The following is a 20,070-nucleotide window of genomic DNA, read 5'->3' as shown; positions in this document are numbered from 1 at the left end:
GCTTTTAAGTTGCTGGTTGAGTAGGTGACTCTCACGATTACCCGGAAATATCGTGATAAACCGCACTTGCCCAGAAACTAAACTCTTGTGCTACGGCTAATCCTAACCCAGTTAAGCCTAAGTATTCGTCAGTTGTTAGGTTTTTTAACACAGTCAATCCCTGTTCTCCGGCAAGGTTTTCCTGGAAAGACAGTATCTGTAAACACTCGAAGAATAGTTTAACAACTTGTTTTTTTCCCTCCTGATTCAGGGCGTTTTCCTCTGCCTTGAGACGCATCATACCCCAGGTTGAGAGGTAGGTATAGAGTTCAACGGCTTGATTCTTCTGTTCTTTGAGGCGAATCTCGTTCTGATTGGGTTGCAATTTCAATTGAGTCAACGCCTCGTAAACGGGAGTCGCTAGGGTGCGTGGGTCAAATGTGGTAAAGGACATGGTTTCGTAAGAGGAAATAGGGGGACAGAGAATAAGCTGTTCGGCATTTAAAGTTGAATGTCAACAATGACGAAGTCCTTGTGCGAGAATCTTGCTCGCTACTAATACCCAATTTAAATGCATGATAGCTTAAGGAATTCTCAACAACTTATATTCAATTTATCTATTGTATTAAATTACCTTCTTTTTTCTTGATTTGTCATTGTCTGAAATCATTTATTTTCTGGAAGTCGCAAAAACCCCCCATTAGCTTGAGTGCTGGTGGGGGGTTTTTAGTTCAATACTTTCCCCAGCGAGTGGGGACTGATGTCAGATCAGCGTGTCTCTTACGCCTTGGGCTGGTTTCCATTCCAATAGTTTCCCCAGCGAGTGGGGATTCGAGCTGGCAAAACGGGAGTATTCTGGCTGCTGTAGTTTCCATTCCAATAGTTTCCCCAGCGAGTGGGGATAGCCCCATCTTAAACCCTTGCCCTGCTTGAGGTCTAGAGGCACTTTCCGACGCTCACCAATATTGACCGAAAAAATCCGACAAACCCGACCGAAAAAATCGCTGAAACCCTTACAGGAAAAGCGACCGACGCTCACAACAAAGAATCAGCCTTTCAGCCATTTGGCTTGAGCGTCGGTTGTCATTGGTCATTTGTCATTTGTCATTGGTCATTTGTCCTTTATATAGCAGCTACCTTGGTAAGTTATAGCGCTTCGCGCTGGGCAATAGGCAATAGGCAATAGGCAATAGGGGAGAGAAACACTGATTATATAGGGCTTTTAGCAGTTTTTCAGCCAATTGATTTGTAAATAGACTAACGCAACCTGCTGTAAGACATTCCTTACTATTCCCCATTCCCTATTCCCCATTCCCTATTCCCCATTCCCCATTCCCTATTCCCTATTCCCTATTCCCTATTCCCTATTCCCTAACGAAACGACTGCACAAACCCCCGTCCCAAACTTTCCTGTCCCCCAAATTGCAGAATGTTCCGTTCCTCCTCATCAAGCAACCATTCAAACAAACCCCTAGCTAAATCCACCCCATTCTCCGTAGACGACATCCCATACCCCTCAGCTAAACCTTGTCGGCGATTCGCCAACTCTTGTCCCCGTTTCGTTGTCGCCTTACTATTCACTTGAGACGTTACCCCCCACGGTACATACATTAACGTATCCGGTGGAATCGCCTCTTCATAGCGAAACCCTCCCTCAACGGATTTATGGGCATCTAACTTAATCTTGACTTGCCGCCATAAACTCATTTGAATTAACGTACTGCAATGCTGGTCTGGTAACAGTAACACCCGCTGAATTTCACTCTGATTTTCAGCTTGGGGAACAAACCTTTGCCAATTCGACCAGGGCTGCAAACTATCCTTAATGATCGCATCCTTCAAATAAATCGGTCGGGGATTCTCCGTGGTTTCCGATACCAAATTCGTGCTGTAGGGGGCTGGAATAGTCAGTAAATCTGCCACAAACCTTGCCCAGCGACGTAATAACATCGGGGAACTAATCCACACCACGCCATGACTCAACGAAGACACCGGTAACCATAATACTGAACCATCGCCCAACCAAATATCTCCCTGTTCTAATTGAGACGATTCCGGACTCGGATTCGGACTCGTATCACTAGCCGTGGGACTTTTAATATCCGTTAATTCCGGACCAAATAACTGCACCCGTAGCGCCTCATCATTGACACTCGCCCGCAGCCGCCCACGAATTGTGGAGGAGGGAATATAGGGTAAATTGGTATGAGATTCACGGGCAATTCCCACCAAGTTTCCCTCTTGGGTGGTGCCTCCCGTATGTAAAGGAGAAAGGAGGTATAAATACAAGTAGTGAATTTGATTCATTGAGTTAGGGGTTTGTGGGACGCGGGGATAGGGAGACGCGGAGAGGGAGATTTAAGACCTTAAGGCAGAAGAATTAGACCGGATTGTCCATTTCTCTGGATGGTTTATCATTGCCACGATTTGTCCCAATACTTCTTCACATCGAGAATCTAGGTATGAAGCTTCTTCTTTTGTTAAATAGCCGCATCTCAAAGCAATCTCAATCCAAGTTTGAGTTTCTGCCGCTTCACTTTCGGCGTCACTAAGCTTACTGACAAAGGCGGCTGGATACCTCCGTTTTCTCCATGCTTCTGTGATATTGGCAGCAACAGACCTTGATGAACGACGTATCTGATCAGTTAAAGAAAAGCGTTCTTCTACTGGAAAAGATTTAGTAATCTCAAAAATATTCATGGCTACATCTATAGCATTATTCCATACTCTTAACTCCTTGAATGAACGTATATTTACCATTTACCTACTCCTGTCTTTTTATTGTCTTGGTATTATTGTCTTGGTATACGCTTTTGTGCATTTAAACATCATATAGCAATCCTAAATAGGGCTGCTGAATAAGTGTTGTGGTGAGGCAAAGGACGCTCCAGACGCGGGGAGACATGGGATACATTTTTCCTGTTACAGATGCTTCGATTTTGAGTATTTATGTGCCAAAACCTTGCACTTGTTGGGTGAAAAAATACATTAAAACCCTTGTATAGTATAGCTGACAGATTAATTCAGCAAGCCCGAAATAGGGAACTCGATCAAACCTCGATTCAGTATTTTTATGTATTGAATTAGCTCTCTTTTTTGGATTTACCATTATCTGAAATTATATCATGTCCGGTTTTATCAGGCTTGTATGAGCCTGTTCGTAGTCAGCACTTTAATAAGCCATTTTAATGCACTAAAGTGCCTACTACAAACAATTTAAAGACAACCGGACACGATATGTTTATTTTCTGGAAGTCCACAAAAATCCCCCACTAGCCTGAGTGTTGGTGGGGGGTTTCCATTCCAATAGTTTCCCCAGCGAGTGGGGACAAAAGACACTAAGTATTTTTAAATTTGTTCTAAAGGTTTCCATTCCAATAGTTTCCCCAGCGAGTGGGGACCCCTTCATCTTAAACCCTTGCCCTGCTTGAGGTCTAGAGGCACTTTCCGACGCTCACCAATATTGACCGAAAAAATCCGACAAACCCGACCGAAAAAATCGTTGAAACCCTTACAGGGAAAGCGACCGACGCTCACAACGAAAGAATCAGCCTTTCAGCCATTTTACCTGAGCGTCGGTGGTCATTGGTCATTTGTCATTGGTCATTCGTCATTGGTCATTTGTCCTTTGTATAGCAGCTACCTTGGTAAGTTAGGACATTCTGTACTATTCCCCATTCCCCCTCTCCGCGTCCCCGCGTCACCCCCTCTCCGCGTCACCCCCTCTCCGCGTCCCCGCGTCCCCGCGTCACCCCATCTCCGCGTCACCCCCTCTCCGCGTCACCCCATCTCCGCGTCACCCCCTCTCCGCGTCACCCAAACGGTAACCAGAATAATTGAGAATAGCCTAACTTACGCCAACGGCGAACATGATTCGGCGCATCCAACCTCTCCTGAAACAACGGGGCAGGATGTTCTAAATAGTAAACCGTTCCTGGTGGCGCGGCAAAGACTTGGGGGGCGGGTATACTCTGATTGTCCCCATACCGCATCCGACAACTAATCGCTAAGGGTTTGTCTGTCGCAAAACTGACTAAAGGACCAACCTTTTGATTCGCCTTCGCCGGATAAGCAAAATACCATTCCCAAGGATATGCCTGACACAAGGCTGTACCATGGTGACGCCGTTCAAATACCCCTGGAGTCACTAAATACGCCAGAGATTTTTGTGATCTCCCCTGATTCCCCACAGACACCTGCTGCAAACCATTCCACTGATCCCCTAACGGGGGACAAGGGGCTAAAATCGCCCGATGTCCTTCCCCTCCCAGTCGCAGAATGCTACCTTGAGGTAGATTGAATTGACCCTCTAGGGCAATAGCAAGACTCCAGCCCGGATTCAGGCGGATGGCGTTCTCGACAAAATAGCCATCAGCATCTAGCACCGATCGCCCGCCTCGATCTATCGTATTATGAGAACGAGTTTCGCCCTGCCAGGGTTGGGTTTGACCCGCCTCTACCCCTTGCCATTGACGGGGTGGAATCTGACCCGTTTTCAGATACTCCCAAATCACCGGAAAGGGTAGATATTGAAAATAATCCTGCTTCCTTCCCCTCCCCGGCGGAGACGCCCAAGACGCCCGAACTAAAGGTTGGCATTGTTCGGGATTGGTTTGGAGGACACCATAAAGAGGATGGGTATGATCCCAAGCCAGAGGCACCAAGGGTACAGTTTGGCTGTAGGCTAAAGGAATAGGAAAATAAAGGGTTTCCTGATAACACAGAAACGGACCAATCAAGTGAAAATCCTGTTCCCGTTGAAGTAACCCCTGAATCGCCCCCGCAATAGCATGACCATTAGGCGGAAATAGACTACTTGCCCAAGCCCGTTCTCCAGGAGAAAAGGGTTTGGCGTCTCGAAATAGCAGTACATCTAAAGGCGTAATTGTATACCATTCCATTGGTCATTGGTCATTTGTCATTGGTCATTGGTCATTGGTCATTTGTTATTCTTTACTATTGCCCATTCCCTGTTCCCTGTTCCCTGTTCCCTGTTTCTTAATCTCAACCATTAACTTTAATTGTGTCCACCCACTTAATAGCGAGCAAGATGCAAAGCCTGCGGCATGGCTTCGCTTAACGCACTACCAGGATTTCGTCATTATTGACATTATTGTGTAGGGGCGGGTTTCACCACTATCTTTTCGGTTGTAACCCGATGTAACTAAACCCGCCCCGACTCAGGTTTCTAGACTTCCCGTGAAAAGTCAGCCCCCCATCACCCCCTCTCCGCGTCTCCCTGTCCCCGTGTCTCCCTGTCCCCGCGTCTCCCTGTCCCCGCGTCTCCCTGTCTCCCTGTCTCCCTGTCTCCCTGTCCCCGCGTCTCCGCGTCCCCGCGTCCCCGCGTCTCCGCGTCCCCGTGTCCCCGCGTCCCCGTGTCACCCCCTCACCCCATCCCCTCACCCATACCAATCTGCCGATGACGCAAAATAAACGCCGTTAATTTCAACCAACCTTGGATAGTGTCATCCTGCTGGGGGAGGGGTGTGGTGTGACTTAATGCCCGCAAATACCCAGCTAAATCCGCCTCAAACCCTTGCCGATACGCCTTCAATCGTTCCCCATTCAACCAGCGACTCATCCCATCCCCATCCCCAGCCGCCAGGACATACCAATCACTGGGATTATTCCCCGGTGTAAAATACTCAGCAATCTTCAACCCAACCCGCTGACATTCTGCCTGTCTCACCTGCTTTTGTGCTTCACGGGTAAAAGGTTGGCTGGGATTAGGATTGGTGGGGGTAAACTCATCAATCAACCATCCCGCATTCAGCAAGCGAGAATTAAGTAAATCGGGATAATTTTGTTCAATCCAAGGAATCCCCCAAGGTTGCGTCGCCGGGGGAAAATCCCCTGTCCCCGGTGATTGCGTCGTCCAGGCAAAAGCTTGACTAATTTCAGCCGTTACCCAACGAAAATACTCTATCGCCTGCGGATGAGTCCGCAACCAACCCGCCACACCAGAACTCAAATCTGGATACAATTGTCGTTCAAACCTCCTCCCCTCTCCGCGTCCCCCCATCTCCCCCTCTCCGCGTCCCCCTAACAATTGCGGTAAAACCTGATGCAACCCCCGCTTCAGCGTCTCCGTAGCGTTGAGTTCTTCAATCCCATCAAACAATCCCACCTGTCGTTCCCAGTATTTCCCCGTATCCCCTTCTGTGGTATAGCGTTGGTCTGGATTAGGATACACCACTGAACCGATACCCGACACCGTAGACCGAGGTAAAAAAGCCGTTGGCACTTGCCAAACCCGACTATTTTTCACTGTACCCGCCGCATATCGCAGTTGGTCAAACAAATAAGACCACCATGACCCCACATTCACCCCCATCGAGGGGTCTTTTTCATACACCGCCCGCATAAACTCCAATTCCTCCGGTAAAAACAGGGCGCGGCGTTGGTCTGGAGTATCCTGAAGCTGGCACAGACGATTCATCGGGTCTAACCAGGCTTGCAGTTGGGCGGCGTCTGATGCAGCAATTGCCTGATTTGTCAAGGGATTCACGCCAATCGGTAACGCCGTCCAATAGGTTTGCCACTGAGACGCCAACCACCCCGACCAAGTAGCACTATTTTCCCCTAAATCCGGCATCCAGTGGCGTCGCCTTAACTCAGCAAACACCAACTGCCCAATCCTAGACCATTCCGCCAGCAGGGTTTGACGGGCGGTTTGCATGGCAGACTTCACGTCTTTAGCGGGAAGAAGGGCAACAATCACATTAGGGAATCCGGCGGTGAGTAAGACAGATGCTGACGGTTGCGGTATCCACGGTCGAAACTCCGCCCACGTCTGCCCCAACCAATGGTCAATTAAGGGTTGCTGAAACAGACTCGGATAAATCAGGCTATCGGGTCCATAGCATTGTGCCAGCCGCCAGCAAAGTTTAGCCGACAGATAATGCAACACCCAAGACCCTGCCCAGAAATCCCGCATTTTGCGACTGGCTTTAATTAACTCTTGCACCGGAGAAAAGCTAAAGGTAGCCAGATGGGGAGGGGAGGAGTTCGGGTCAGTTAATGCCCCAGCTAAAGCGGCGGTGAGGCTGGCTTGACTCCACACCGAGGCATCGGGTAATAGGGGTACTGCTGGCATGAGTAAGGCATCCTCTCCCAGTCGCTGACTCACGGCTTCGGGTAAGCAGCGCCATAGCCACCAAAAGAGTTGGCGGGAATCGATGGATTCTGGGGAGTTGGGGGGGCTGTCTGCGGGTGACGGGGAGGTTAACCGATAGTAATCAGTTACATTCACCGATAGAGGGAGTTCTGCCCCCGATAGCAGATGTGCCACCTTCAGCGTCGGCAGAGTCAGGGGCAACTGCAACCCATTCAGCAGGGCGCGATCGCTAGCTTCAGCAATTTGATAGGCTTGGGATACAGTCGGGGCAGGATTGACCGATTTTAGGGCATTTAAAAAGACTTGAGCATTTTCCCCGGTGGCGTTTCTCAACCTATCCCGGTCAAAATCATAGAGTAATCCTTGGATTTTGGCTTGCCAGAAGGAATTAGACACGAGGGAATTGTGCGATCGCGAGAATCATCCGATTTACTCATTACTCTATCACAACAGCCTGAATAGACTATCCCAAAATCCATTGGCACTCTCCCTACAATAACACGCGATCGCGCAATCTTGTAGCGCCCATGCTCGTTCACAGTCTCTGGAATACAGGGACGTTGTTGAGTTTAGTTATTTTAGGCAGTGGTGGAAGTTGAGGAAGTATGGTTTGTAGGGGCGGGTTTATGGGCTTTCGTTCCGCTATTGATACTAACCTTTGTTCAAAACCCGCCCTTTCCGAATGTAGGGGCTGATTTTACAACTATCGTTTCTTCCCTCACCCAGATGTAACTAAACCCGCCCCGACTATTGCCTATTGCCTATTGCCTATTGCCTATTGCCTATTGCCTATTGCCCATTGCCCATTCCCTAAAAACACTCTTGCCTATTGCCTATTGCCTATTGCCTATTCCCTGTTCCCCGTTCCCCAAATAGCGATCGCGCCATCATTACTCCCACTTACCAATATCTGTCCATCATGACTAAAGCCGAGGGAGAAAATCGAACCGGAAAATCCTTCTAACGTCGTCATCAACTCACCTGTTTGCAAATTCCATAACCCTAATCTGCCATAAGGACCTAACGCACTGGCTAAGATATTACCCGACGGATGCAACGCCAAGGCATTGACAAAGACAGGTTTGGGGTTTTCTATAGGTGTGGACAGTAATTCCCCAGTTTTTGGATTCCATCGGTTAACTGTTTCGGCAAAACTCTCACTCACTAAGACATTTCCATCCTGATTAAATGCCAATGCTCTTAAAGACTGAGGATGCTGGAGGATATGCAGAATTTCTCCACTCTGCCAATTCCATAGATGAATAGTACCGTCCTCAGAACCACTGGCAAGGAGTTCTCCATTGGGACTAAACGCAAGAGACAGGGTTAAATTTTCAATCTCAAACTGAAGCAGTTGTTCGCCTGTTTCTAAATCCCAAAGGGCGATTTCCGAAACAAACCCTAATCCTTCTCCTCTCCTTCCACTGGCTAGAATTTGTCCGTCTGGACTAATTGCCAAAGATGGAATCATCCCTTCTTTCTTTTGGAGAGTATTAATTAATTCACCTGTTTGCAGATTCCAGAGTTTAATTGAACCGTCCTCAATACCTCCCCCACTCACCAATTTTTCTCCATCGGGACTAATGGCGAGAGCCGTAACTTGATCCGAATGTCCAGAAAGTGTCCGCAATGGCTGACCTGTGTTTAGGTTCCAGAGTTTAATCGTTTGATCATCGCTACCTGTGGCGAAGAATTGTCCATCTAGGTTAATCGCGATCGCACCTACGGCATCTGTATGTCCCTTAATATTACGCAATAATTTGGCATCTTGCCATTGTTGAGTCGGCGTAGCGGCGATGAGAGTAGCATTGCCAGAACTTGGGGAGACAGACAGCGATCGCGGCACGTTAGTTACGATAACAGACAGTACAGTTATAACCGCCAGTACGACGAAAACCGCGTAAGAACTTGACCGACGACTCATAGTTAACCCTTGAGAACAACACCATCCCACCGGAATGGGTGAGATTGTTCCCTTAGACGACAGATAATGCCAAAAAGTATCCCATAAATATTATTCCCGTGCCAACAACAGCACAAAAAATTAGAGAAATTAATTCGGAGACGGTATAACTTACAGAGAATCCAGGCATCGCGAAACTCCCAAACTACGGTAACGATGCCATGATCACTTGGAATGGATCAATCTACCTCATACTTTCGGGTTAAATTAAATAATCTGGCTGAGAAATTTAATGAATATTTAATCTTTCCGCAGGATTAGTTGGACGTTGTTGGCGAATAATCATTACAGTCTTTGTCAACACTCCGGCTAACTGGGCAATCAAAGCCGAGGGAATTTCGGAAATCACATTAACGTCCAACCAGAGAGACAATTGATGGAGGATTGTGGTGGCGCGATCGAGGGGAGCAGGTATGACGACAATCGATTGTAACGTTTCGCAATATTCCCGGCGTTTCTGAAATGCTTGCTGGCGTTCAGTGTATGTAGTAGGCGCATAAAATTCAACCTCCCCAATTGCATACACTGATGTACAATCAACGTCAAAACTACTGCCCACCGCAGCCCCAGAACCCACAAAATCAGCATAAAACCGTTTTTGGATAATTAAGGCTCCCCGACAGTCAGGTTTAATCGCCAGCAACTGTCCACTTTTGAACAAATCAAGGGGAACAGAGGTACAAGGAGAGTGGGTTGAGGAATACGCCGAAGGATCGTTAGTTGGATGCATAGTTCACCTGACAGCAGCAGATCGATATCTAATACTGAGTTGTATCTCTCACTGTCAGAGACTTATGCAATGAGATATCCCAGATCCCTGACTTCTTGAAGAAGTCGGGGATCTAGCTTGAATATACCAGGAAGGTTGGAGTTGAGATCAACTATTTGGATCGATCCCGTGGGAACGCAACAGTTCTTCAAGACGCTGCGATCGCACTCGTTCAGCTTCAGCCCGTTGTCGTTCAGCTTCAGCCCGTTGTCGTTCGGCTTCAGTCCGTTGTCGTTCAGCTTGCAGTTGTTCTTGGGCGATCGCTTCCCGTTCAGTTGGGGTTAGAATCCAATTCCCTTCAGCATCGTACCAACGTAACCATAGACGATTAATCCCTTCGTACTCTCCCGACCACAATCCCAAACCTAATTCCAGTTGGGGTATCCAAATCCTCGGTTCGGTTAACTCCAACTCTTGGTAAAAACCAGCCGTAAGTGCAAACCCTCTTAATCGATCCGTATAGCGGTCAAACACCACATAATAGGGGACATTTAAAATTTGTTCGTAGACTTCCCATTTTGTCGGGGGTTCACTACTCAGGCGTGTACTTCTACCTAAATCTTCTTTTTCCGTCCCTGGTGACAATAATTCCACCACCACCGTCGGACGCACCATTTCTTGCCAAATCACATAACTTAACCGTAAATCCTCCTGATCATAAAGTCTTGATACGCCCACCACACCAAACCAATCGGGTCGTTTATACCAATAATGGTGACGCGCATCGTAGTAAAGGTTCATATCACTACCGCAAAATATTTGCTCAGGTGGGTAGTTAGCTGGATGAAACGTCACGCGCAATAGTTCGGGTTGAAGATCATGAAATTCGTCAGGCAAACCAGGTTCCTCCGGATTTTCACTCGGTAAATCGTACATGGTAGGCAAGCTTTCTCTAGGAGAACGAGGCGGATGATTTTGCTCGATTCGGTATTTGATTGCCATAACACGTTGCTTAAAGTCTTTACCATCATAATAATTCGACACACGCCAAATCAACCAAGCTGTTTAAGCGCGATCGCAACAGTCAAAACCTCGATGACACAGCGACGACGCCCCAGCAGACGTAGGATAGCCTATCACTACCCCGCCGCTTTATGATCAACGTAGGAGGACGAAGCTGTTTGTCATTTAAACCTAATTGTCAATACTTGCTCTCATCCTTGTAGTGCGACCAAGCAACTCGCTATTTATACCAAATGTAAAACCTTGACAAGCTTATCGTAGCCATTTCTTGTGAAATCCCATAACTTAATTTTAAACCCAGAGAACTAACCATGAGATTTATTAGTCCAAAAACTGACTTTGCTTTCAAGAAGATTTTCGGCTCAAATCGCAGCCAAAAAATTCTGATCAGCTTTCTCAACGCCATCGTTTACGAAGGCAAAAACACTATAAAATCTTTAGAAATAATCGATCCCTATAATCCGGGCAGTACCAGCACGCTTAAAGATACCTATCTAGATGTCAGGGCAGTTTTAGATAATGGGTCTACGGTAATCATAGAGATGCAAGTCTTAAATGTCGAAGCTTTTGAGAAACGAGTAATCTACAACACCGCAAAAGCGTATGCTAACCAATTAGACATGGGAGAAAAATATACAACGTTGCGTCCATTCATCGCTTTAACGATTACGGATTTTTTATTGTTTAAGAATAGCACACAAATGATTAACCGATTTCGACTTAAAGAGGAAAAACAGCTATTTAACTATCGAGACGAGTTAACACTAATTTTTCTGGAGTTACCCAAATTCAATAAACAACTCTCAGAATTAGAAACCCTTAGCGACAAGTGGATTTATTTCCTCAAAGCCGCCCCAAGTTTAGACATAATTCCTGAGTCTCTGGCGGCAGTACCAGAAATAGGAGAAGCGTTAAATATTGCCAGTCGTGCTAACTTAAGTAATAAAGAATTAGAGGAGTTGCACAAGCAGGAATTATTTATTGTAGATAGGAAAGGCGAGATTAATTTTGCCAAACTTGAGCAAAGTTTAAAATTAGTTTCACTTCTACTGCGGCAGAAGTTTGGCACTGTTCCTCCAGAGTTTCAGGCTAAAATAGAACAATTATCTTTGCAACAATTAGACCGTTTAGTCGAGACAATTTTGACATTTACAACCTTGGACGAATTGGAGCAGTGGTTAGATAATTAGGGTCTGCTGAATAAGTCTTGTGGTGGGGAGAGGCAATAGGCAATAGGCTTTCTTGCAATGGTTTCAACCCTCTTTCGAGGGAGAATTCGGCGCTGAGGTTGGCAAAAATTCCAGGATGCAAGAGAGTGGTAGTGTAAAAACGAAAGCACTTGTTGGGTCAAAAAATGGCTTGAAACCCCTATCTAGTCTACCTTACACACTTAGGCAGCAAGCCCTAATTAGTCCATCAGTTATTTTTCTCCGACTTATTCAGCAAGCCCTAATTAATATCAGTTTTTAATAATTCCCTATTCCTTAAAATCACAAACCTGGAGTTCCTCTCGTGCTTCGGGATGAGTCACCAAATAATCTTTTAACCAGGTACATCCTCTGGAGATCAATTCCCCTAACCCTTCAACCTGCCAAATCCGGGCGGTGCCATCCGATGAAGCCGTGGCAATTTGGGTTCCATCGGGACTAAAAGTAACGCTAACCACAGCACCTTGATGTCCTTTAATTTCTTGTACTAGGTTTCCCTGTAAGTCCCATAAACGGGCGATACCCTCGAATGAGGCGGTGGCAATCTGGGTTCCATCTGGACTAAAGGCAATATGGGTTATTCCACTGGGATGCTGGTTGAGTTCTTTGACTAGGTTCCCGTCAGTATTCCAGAGACGAACTATGCCATCAATGGAAGCCGTAGCGATATAGTCTCCATCGGGACTAAAAGCGACACTTTTAACCCATCCCTGATGTCCTTTCAATTCCTGTCGCAGATTCCCTTGCAAGTCCCAAAGGCGAACCGTGCGATCCGATGAAGCGGTGGCAATCTGCGTGCCATCGGGACTAAAGGCGAGGCTTCTTATCCGCCCTTGATGTCCGATCAAGTCTTGCAGTAGATTCCCTTGAATATCCCATAAGCGGGCAATACCATCAGAAGAAGCCGTGGCAATCAGTTGTCCATCGGGGCTAAATGCCACTTGTGCCACGCTGCCGGAATGGTTGTGTAAGCGTCTTTGCAATTTACCCTGGATGTCCCATAAGTGAACAGTACCATCAGATGAGGCAGTAGCGATCATTTGCTGATCTGGACGAAAGGTGATGTATGTGACACTCCCTTGATGTCCCTTGAATTCCAGGATGGATTTCCCTTGCCGATTCCAGAGGCGAGCTGTACCATCAGATGAAGCTGTCCCCAACACCTGCCCATCGGGGCTAAAGGTGACATGGGTAACCCCATCTTGATGTCCTTGCAACGGCTGATTGTGCGATCGCGTCCATAGGTGGGCAATGCCGTCAGATGTGGCTGTAGCAATAATTTGACCATCCCGACTCATGGCGAGATCTGTCACTAAACCTTGATGCCCTTTTAAGTTTTGTACCACATTTCCTTGCCAATCCCACAGGCGAGCCGTACCATCCATAGAAGCTGTTCCCAAAAACTGCCCATCAGGGCTAAACATCACCTGAGTCACTCGCCCTTGATGTCCTTTGAATTCCTGCAACAGATTGCCCTGAATATCCCATAAACGCGCCGTGTGATCCGATGACGCCGTAGCAATCAAGGTTCCATCGGCACTAAAGGCAACGCTTCTCACCCATCCCTGATGTCCTTTAAATTCCTGCAACAAATTGCCCTGAATATCCCACAAACGCGCCGTGTGATCCGATGACGCTGTGGCAATCAACTCGCCATTGGGACTAAAAGCAACACGGGTTACTTCATCTTCATGCCCGGTAAATTCTTGCAACAAATTACCCTGAATATCCCACAAACGTGCCGTGTGATCCGATGACGCCGTGGCAATTAACTGTCCATCGGGACTAAAGGCAACGCTTCTCACCCAACCCTGCTGTTTTGGCAATTCTTGCATTCCATTTCCTTGGCGATGCCACAAGCGAACCGTACCATCAATTGAGGCGCTGGCAATGCGTTGTCCATCTTGACTAATGGCAATACTGGTGACTCTGGCTTGATGTCCCGGCAATTGTCCAATGGGTTTTCCTTGTCGGTTCCACATAAGAATCATGCCATCCAGGGAAGCCGTGACAATGGTTTGTCCATCGCGGCTAAAGGCGAGGCTTTCCACACTGGTTTGATGATGCAGTTGATTCCGTTCCTGAATATTGTTTAGAATTTCCTGCAACGCTAACACTGGACGAGTTGTGGGATAGTTGACTAAGGGACGCTCACCAAATGACGTTGCTAAGGTATGCCCCGCTTTCATGGCTTGCAATAATGCCTCAAGTTGCCCCAACTCAAACTTAAGCAAAGCGCTATCCCCTGCTTTTTTTATTTGCTCTTCCAGGGATTCGGTATAAGCCTGTTTCAGTTGTTGACGAACATAAAAACCAGTCCCTGTGGCAACCGCAAGAACCAAAGCCCAAGTCACGGCAAATTTAAGCCGATTTTGGCATTTTTCCCGTCGTGCTTGCTCCTGTGCCTGTTTAATTTTCTCTTGAGCAATTTGCATCTCTAATAGGACTAATTTGCGCTCTTTCTTTTCAGCATCTAAAGCGCGTTCAACTTCCCATTTTTCCCATTGCTCACTTTTGGCTAAAAATTGATAATCCTGATCACTTAAGCATTGATTAGCCGCCCATTGTCTTGCTTCCTGTAACGCTTGACCCCGCAACAGTCGGGAATTATCCTGACCCTTGGATGCAAACCAGGCAGTTATGGCTTCTGAATAGGGTCGCAAGTTGGCGAGTTTTTCATTCACCCATTGCCGATTAAATACAGTCTGATAAATGCGATTATAAACCCTTAAGGTTTGCTGCTGTTTAACTACTAACCCACTTAGGCGTAATTCCATCTGTTCTGGATGATCATTTACCGCCACTTGTCCCTGTTGCAAAAGTTGCTGATACAGCCCCAGCAAACGCTCTGCTCGTTGTTCATTACTCAGCAGGCGATCGCGAATCGTTCGTAAATGCTCTGGTTCATCCTGAGATTGCCAGTTTTCCAGGATATGAGTGTGGACAATTTTGGCAATATCGGGGGTACGGCTTTGAGTATGCTTACCAATCAGATAGCATAATTTCTGGGTGAGAAAGGGTTGTCCGCCTGTCCAGTTTAATACCTCTTTTAACACCGTTTCCGGATCATCAACTTTATCTGCAAATCCAGGAATTAACGAGGCTTTAGCATCTTCAAATTGAAAACCACCAAGCTGAATTGAACGCCCGATATTAAAGGGGGTGCGTTTCTTGTCATCCATTAAATTGGAAGGCGTGGCAACTCCCAATAAACAAAACGTGAGGCGATTATAATCTGGATTATCGGCGCGTTGGTTATAACAGGCACGAATAAATGCAAAAAAGTCGTCCTTGAAATTGAGTTTAATAATACTATCGATTTCATCCAGAAAAACAACTAGATTTTGATCAAACTGAGTCAGTAACACATCCTCGATAAACCAATTCAAACGTTGTAACGGTGATAATATGTCATGTTGCTTCCACCAGGCAATATCATCAAACCGAGTCGATAGACCAAAATTCCTCGCCAACTCAGAAACAATACCCAGATACCATGCCTCTGGCGTCGTTTGACTTCCCAGCCGTGTCATATCAATCGACGCACATTTTATGCCTTCACTTTTGAGAATTTTCATCATCCGAACGCGCAAGCTAGACTTGCCCATCTGCCGCGAGTTCAACACATAGCAATATTCCCCCTGTTTCAATCCATCATACAATTCATCATCAGCTTGGCGTTTCACATAGGTGGGGTGTTGATACTTTAAGCTGCCGCCAATTTTATAATAATTTTCTGTTCTGGTTAATACACTCATAGTCTAAATTCTGCTATTTTTTTATTCTTGTGTAGGGGCGGGTTTCACTGCTATCGTTTCTTCCTTCACCCAGATGTAACGAAACCCGCCCTGACTAAATTGCAAATTTTGTGACAAATGACAAATGACAAATGACTAATTAAAATGTTCTCGAAAATACTGCCGATACAATTGACATCGGGGTGTAACCTGATTCCCCTGCTGTTCAATTAACCCCATACTATGTAACTTATACGCCTGCATTGTATCTAATGGCACAGGTTCAGTTGCATTTACCACCTTTTCCAGGGCGTTAGCTAGTTCTGGATGTTCTTTCAACGTGGCTAAGTGGTGACGCAAATGTTGACTATAGATTCCCGCATCTGTAGCCGCATCTTGTAATAACTCATCCAATGTAATCTGTTCAGTTGCCAGTTTATAAAGTGCCAATCGCACTAAATAAGGATGTCCGCCCACCTTTGCCAGTAACGGTACAAGCCCTTCACTACCAATTTGCAAATTCCAATCCAGAGAATGACGCTGTGCCAAATTTTCTACTTGTTGAGACGTCCATTCCGCTAATGGCACAGGTAAACCAACATTAAATGGAGATTGATTAATATCTAATGAGCCATAATCTTCCGTGCTATGAACCACCACCAAGCGTAGTTGTTCCCATAGTTCGAGATTATTGGCTTCTTCATGCCAACTGCGGATGAGTGGGAAGAAGTGCGTGGCAATATCGGGATATTGAAATACTCGGTCTACTTCATCCAGGGCTAAAACCAAGGGACTCTCTGCTTGTGCCAAAAGCATTTCAAAATAGCGAGTACAACTGAGCATACTGCCTCGGTCTTCATTCCAATAATCAGACAGCACCGCCGCAGGGTTTAATTTATCGCTAATACAGGCACAAAAACAGCGCAGAAACTTATCCAAGTCACTAAATTTTGCCTGCTCAATTTGTCGCAGATTTAAACGGACGGTGCGATAATCTTGCGTCTCAGCATACTCAATAATTCTATCCAAGAGGGAAGTTTTTCCCATCTTGCGCGGCGCTTTAATCCGAATCAGCGCCCCAGGTTGCAAAATTGTCTGATAACAATCGGTTTCAATGGGAGGGCGTTCTACATAGAACTGAGAACGTAGGGGTACAGGTCCATTGGGATATTCTATCTTCGATGAGGATACAGGTTGCGATTTTCTGAAGTATTCTCGGGTTAAGGCTTCCCGAAAATTGGTTTTGCTAACTTTCTCGGATAATACCTCAGACAGCTTACGCCATAACTGGGGTCCGACATCTCCTCGAATGTAATTGACGGTGAAGTTATGCTGTTCGGCAATTTGCTCATAACTGTAGCCCTCCCAAGCGCTGTGCAAGACTTTTTCTTCTACATCACTCAGGTAGCTACCCGTTGTGCGATACAAGCCTTGGTTAGCCGTTTGTTTAATTTGATGCCAAGTTGGTTGTGATTGGGAATCCATGGCGAAAGTTAGCGCTGTTCCTTGCTCTGAAATTTTATCAAATTTATTTGTTTTGGCAGCCGTGTTGAGTCATAACCTGACTTTTTCCGAGATTTTGCGCCAAACTTAGTCAATTTCCATAATTTTCCATAAAACATCATATATAGCGAACACAATTTTTAAGCATAATTACCTTAAGTTTACCAATTGTACGGTTTTCAGCCTCATTCATATAATAACAGTCATACAAATAGAGTTAAGGAACGTCAATTCTAAGACCTCCTTAATGAAATCGATGTTTCGCGATCGCACAATTATATTAAAGGAGTAACTATGACACGTCCAACAGGTGTTACCATTCTTGCCGTGCTGCAAATGATTTGTGCTTTGCTCGGTGTCATGGTCAGTTCTGTTGCCCTCTTTTTGCGGGGGATATTGGCAACGGGTTTTTGGACTATTTTGGTTATGTTCGGTGATAGTTCGAGTGATGCTCAGGTAACTGGCATGGCACTACTGATGATCATCCTACCGATTATTGCTTTAATCGTGAGTATACTCGCGTTATTTGCCAGTTTTGGACTGTTTATCCTCAAAGGCTGGGCGTGGACATTAACCCGTGTTCTTCAAGTTATTAGTATTATCGTTAATGGGGTGTATGTATTTATGGGAGAAAATGCCGGAGCTGCTATTTTTAGTATTGTTATTTCGGCGGTGATTATTTACTATTTGCATCGCCGGAATGTTAAGTTAGCCTTTAATAAAGTCTAGTCAAGTGTTTTTAGACGTAGGGTGGGCAAGAGTGATACAGCAAGGAAGCGCTGAGGCTATCATCTTTGCTCTTGCCCACCTTCTTTTTCGGTTAACTACCACTGATAATCGCCAACAGGCATAAATGAATTGGAAATCTGGGCAACGATCGGATCAAATTCAGGTTGCAGGGAGCGATCGTAGTTTAGCCTTAATTCAAGAATATCATTATCAGGCTTGGTTAGCAGCTTGTTTAATTTGATACCAGGTTAATTGCGATTGCGACTCCATGGCGAAAGTTAGCGCTGATCCTTGCTTTAAAATTTTATTAGATTTATTGTTTTCGGGAGCCGTTTTCAGCCATAACCTGATTTTTTCTGAGATTTTACGCCTAACTTGGTCAATCTTGCTTAAGTTTTACCCAAAAAAACATAGTTTCAATAAATTTCACCTTAATAGTTAGGCATAATTTCCTTAATTTTACCGATTGCATGGCTTAAGTCTTAGTTGTATACTGGCAGGCAGAAAAAAATGGATTTAAGGAGAGTTAATCCTAGACATCCTTAACTAAACCAACTTTTCGCGATCGCCCAATTATGTAGAGGAAGTAACCATGAGCCGTCCAACAGGTGTTACGATTCTTGCGGTGCTGCAACTGATTTCTGGTTTGCTGGGTACTTTATTCAGTGCTATTGCCCTCTTTTTTGGCGGGTTAATAGCGGCTGGAGGTGCTGTATCCGGTGATGCTCAGACAGCAGGCGCTGGCGGGGCACTGATCATCATTACGATTATTTCTTTAGTCTTGAGTATCCTGGCGTTGATTGTCAGTTTTGGACTGTTTACTCTCAAAGGCTGGGCTTGGACTTTAACATACGTCCTTCAAGCCATTAGCATTCTTGTTAATGTCGTGAATGTATTTATGGGAGAAAATGTCGGGGGTGCTATTTTTAGCATTGTCATTTCGGCAGTGATTATCTACTATTTGAATCGCCCGAATGTCAAGTCAGCCTTTGGTCAAGCGTAAGATGATTCTAGATGTAGGGTGGGCAAGAGTAATAAAGCTGGGAAACGCTGATGTTATCGTATTTTTATTGCCCACCTTCTTTTTCAGTTAACTACCACTGATAATCACCAACGGGCATAAATGAATTGGAAATCTGGGAAACGATCGGATCAAATTCAGGTTGTAGAGAGCGATCGTAGTTTAGCCTTAATTCGAGAATGTCATTGTTGTACAGAAAGGTTTTGGTGTAAAAAACCTCTCCACCTTGATACCCAGAAATGACGAACCAATTATCCTGCTGAGTTTTATAAGTCACCCGACCCGTTTCTTGATAGGCTTGTAATTGATTTTGATACACTTCATTTAAACTTCGCTGGGGAACATTGTGAGAACCACTGACTGTCATATTAATGCTGCCTTGGGGCGAAACAAAGGAACGACCATCATTATTTTGAGGTGGCGGTTGTTGGTTGAGGAGATCTTCCGGATACCTAACCACATATTCAAAGCGGTTGTTGTAATAGGTGTCATAATTAACGTTATCTTCGGTAGGGATATTAATCGCATATTCAACGGGATGAGACTGAGGCACAGGTTGAGTTGATAAATCGTCGCGATCGCGTGTCGTTGCTTGACTTAAGGGAGATAGTCCTAATGTTAATAAAATGACGCCAAAGGCTGTGGTTAAAGTTTTCATATCCTGCTCCGATAATTTCCATCATTTTTATCCTACAATTACTAAAAAACAATTACTTCTATCTGTAGCTATAGATTTGTACGTGGGATTAGTTCAAAAAATTACTGAATTACATTTTCAAGTGCCGAATGGGGGTTCTAAGTAGTCGGACACAATTAAAGTTAACGGTTGAGATGAGAGAATAGGCAACAGCTCATTTGGCAACAGTAAGGGTTTGAGGCATGATGGGAGGGAAACCCTGAACTTCGACAGGCTCAGTTGCCGCGCTCACGCCGAAGTCCGAGGTGTTGCCTATTGCCTATTGCCTATTGCCTATTGCCTATTGCCTATTGCCTATTGCCTATTGCCTATTGCCTATTGCCTATTGCCTATTGCCTATTGCCTATTGCCTATTGCCTATTGCCTATTGCCTATTGCCTATTG

At 45.6% G+C, this 20,070-nt stretch carries 15 protein-coding genes; 4 read left to right on the top strand and 11 right to left on the bottom strand.

The annotated features are described in order from the left end of the window. Positions 1–37 precede the first annotated feature (37 nt). The 8 genes from RID53_RS24720 to RID53_RS24685 form a co-directional block, all read right to left on the bottom strand. Positions 38–433, bottom strand: a complete 396-nt coding sequence (locus tag RID53_RS24720) for a hypothetical protein (protein WP_446390613.1) — start codon at positions 431–433, stop codon at positions 38–40. Positions 434–1,350: 917 nt separating this feature from the next. Beyond that, positions 1,351–2,286: a type III-B CRISPR module RAMP protein Cmr4 gene (gene cmr4, locus RID53_RS24715; RefSeq protein ID WP_446390612.1), complete on the bottom strand. Its 936-nt coding sequence runs from the start codon at positions 2,284–2,286 to the stop codon at positions 1,351–1,353. Positions 2,287–2,337: 51 nt separating this feature from the next. Continuing rightward, positions 2,338–2,739, bottom strand: coding sequence for a four helix bundle protein (locus RID53_RS24710; RefSeq protein ID WP_446390611.1), 402 nt, complete (start codon positions 2,737–2,739; stop codon positions 2,338–2,340). A gap of 1,052 nt (positions 2,740–3,791) precedes the next feature. Continuing rightward, positions 3,792–4,880, bottom strand: coding sequence for a type III-B CRISPR module-associated Cmr3 family protein (locus tag RID53_RS24705; protein ID WP_446390610.1), 1,089 nt, complete (start codon positions 4,878–4,880; stop codon positions 3,792–3,794). A gap of 485 nt (positions 4,881–5,365) precedes the next feature. After that, positions 5,366–7,492 (bottom strand): type III-B CRISPR-associated protein Cas10/Cmr2, encoded by a 2,127-nt coding sequence (locus tag RID53_RS24700; protein WP_446390609.1) that lies wholly within the window; start codon positions 7,490–7,492, stop codon positions 5,366–5,368. Positions 7,493–7,943: 451 nt separating this feature from the next. Continuing rightward, the gene (locus RID53_RS24695) at positions 7,944–9,020 is read right to left on the bottom strand and encodes a WD40 repeat domain-containing protein (protein WP_446390608.1); all 1,077 of its coding nucleotides are present in this window, start codon (positions 9,018–9,020) and stop codon (positions 7,944–7,946) included. A gap of 268 nt (positions 9,021–9,288) precedes the next feature. Further along, positions 9,289–9,789 carry a hypothetical protein gene (locus tag RID53_RS24690; RefSeq protein ID WP_446390607.1) on the bottom strand — a complete coding sequence of 167 codons (501 nt, stop codon included), beginning with the start codon at positions 9,787–9,789 and terminating at the stop codon, positions 9,289–9,291. 147 nt (positions 9,790–9,936) lie between these two features. Beyond that, complete coding sequence (locus tag RID53_RS24685) at positions 9,937–10,770, bottom strand: Uma2 family endonuclease (RefSeq protein ID WP_446390606.1); 834 nt, start codon at positions 10,768–10,770, stop codon at positions 9,937–9,939. Positions 10,771–11,102: 332 nt separating this feature from the next. On the opposite strand from RID53_RS24685, the gene RID53_RS24680 reads away from it, so the two are divergent. After that, positions 11,103–11,981, top strand: a complete 879-nt coding sequence (locus tag RID53_RS24680; protein WP_446390605.1) for an Rpn family recombination-promoting nuclease/putative transposase — start codon at positions 11,103–11,105, stop codon at positions 11,979–11,981. Between the two features lie 287 nt (positions 11,982–12,268). Here RID53_RS24680 and RID53_RS24675 read toward each other — a convergent pair whose 3' ends face one another. After that, entirely contained in the window at positions 12,269–15,757 is a 3,489-nt protein-coding gene (locus tag RID53_RS24675) for an AAA-like domain-containing protein (RefSeq protein WP_446390604.1), read from the bottom strand. A gap of 135 nt (positions 15,758–15,892) precedes the next feature. Beyond that, positions 15,893–17,221 (bottom strand): AAA-like domain-containing protein, encoded by a 1,329-nt coding sequence (locus RID53_RS24670; RefSeq protein ID WP_446390603.1) that lies wholly within the window; start codon positions 17,219–17,221, stop codon positions 15,893–15,895. A 312-nt stretch (positions 17,222–17,533) separates the two neighbouring features. Between RID53_RS24670 and RID53_RS24665 the strand changes: the two genes are divergently transcribed. Together RID53_RS24665 and RID53_RS24660 are read left to right on the top strand one after the other, a co-directional pair. Beyond that, a complete protein-coding gene (locus RID53_RS24665) occupies positions 17,534–17,968 on the top strand; it encodes a hypothetical protein (protein WP_446390602.1) in 435 nt (144 codons plus the stop codon). Positions 17,969–18,560: 592 nt separating this feature from the next. Then, positions 18,561–18,971 (top strand): hypothetical protein, encoded by a 411-nt coding sequence (locus RID53_RS24660; RefSeq protein ID WP_446390601.1) that lies wholly within the window; start codon positions 18,561–18,563, stop codon positions 18,969–18,971. A gap of 91 nt (positions 18,972–19,062) precedes the next feature. Here RID53_RS24660 and RID53_RS24655 read toward each other — a convergent pair whose 3' ends face one another. After that, complete coding sequence (locus tag RID53_RS24655) at positions 19,063–19,647, bottom strand: hypothetical protein (RefSeq protein ID WP_446390600.1); 585 nt, start codon at positions 19,645–19,647, stop codon at positions 19,063–19,065. Positions 19,648–19,861: 214 nt separating this feature from the next. Between RID53_RS24655 and RID53_RS24650 the strand changes: the two genes are divergently transcribed. Then, on the top strand, positions 19,862–20,070 hold a 209-nt coding region (locus tag RID53_RS24650), incomplete at its 3' end, for a hypothetical protein (RefSeq protein WP_446390599.1).

This window comes from Coleofasciculus sp. B1-GNL1-01 (genome assembly GCF_040220235.1).
Taxonomy (GTDB): Bacteria; Cyanobacteriota; Cyanobacteriia; order Cyanobacteriales; family Coleofasciculaceae; genus Coleofasciculus.
Note: the sequence above shows the minus strand (reverse complement) of the source record. Positions and strands in the feature narration are given on the sequence as shown.

What these genes read in the sequence shown, in the direction of transcription:
- RID53_RS24710 (WP_446390611.1), bottom strand. Translation starts at nt 2,739, where the DNA reads ATGGTAAATATACGTTCATTCAAGGAGTTAAGAGTATGGAATAATGCT.
- RID53_RS24675 (WP_446390604.1), bottom strand. Translation starts at nt 15,757, where the DNA reads ATGAGTGTATTAACCAGAACAGAAAATTATTATAAAATTGGCGGCAGC.
- RID53_RS24705 (WP_446390610.1), bottom strand. Translation starts at nt 4,880, where the DNA reads ATGGAATGGTATACAATTACGCCTTTAGATGTACTGCTATTTCGAGAC.
- RID53_RS24690 (WP_446390607.1), bottom strand. Translation starts at nt 9,789, where the DNA reads ATGCATCCAACTAACGATCCTTCGGCGTATTCCTCAACCCACTCTCCT.
- RID53_RS24655 (WP_446390600.1), bottom strand. Translation starts at nt 19,647, where the DNA reads ATGAAAACTTTAACCACAGCCTTTGGCGTCATTTTATTAACATTAGGA.
- RID53_RS24695 (WP_446390608.1), bottom strand. Translation starts at nt 9,020, where the DNA reads ATGAGTCGTCGGTCAAGTTCTTACGCGGTTTTCGTCGTACTGGCGGTT.
- RID53_RS24670 (WP_446390603.1), bottom strand. Translation starts at nt 17,221, where the DNA reads ATGGATTCCCAATCACAACCAACTTGGCATCAAATTAAACAAACGGCT.
- RID53_RS24680 (WP_446390605.1), top strand. Translation starts at nt 11,103, where the DNA reads ATGAGATTTATTAGTCCAAAAACTGACTTTGCTTTCAAGAAGATTTTC.
- RID53_RS24685 (WP_446390606.1), bottom strand. Translation starts at nt 10,770, where the DNA reads ATGGCAATCAAATACCGAATCGAGCAAAATCATCCGCCTCGTTCTCCT.
- RID53_RS24660 (WP_446390601.1), top strand. Translation starts at nt 18,561, where the DNA reads ATGAGCCGTCCAACAGGTGTTACGATTCTTGCGGTGCTGCAACTGATT.
- cmr4 (WP_446390612.1), bottom strand. Translation starts at nt 2,286, where the DNA reads ATGAATCAAATTCACTACTTGTATTTATACCTCCTTTCTCCTTTACAT.
- RID53_RS24665 (WP_446390602.1), top strand. Translation starts at nt 17,534, where the DNA reads ATGACACGTCCAACAGGTGTTACCATTCTTGCCGTGCTGCAAATGATT.
- RID53_RS24720 (WP_446390613.1), bottom strand. Translation starts at nt 433, where the DNA reads ATGTCCTTTACCACATTTGACCCACGCACCCTAGCGACTCCCGTTTAC.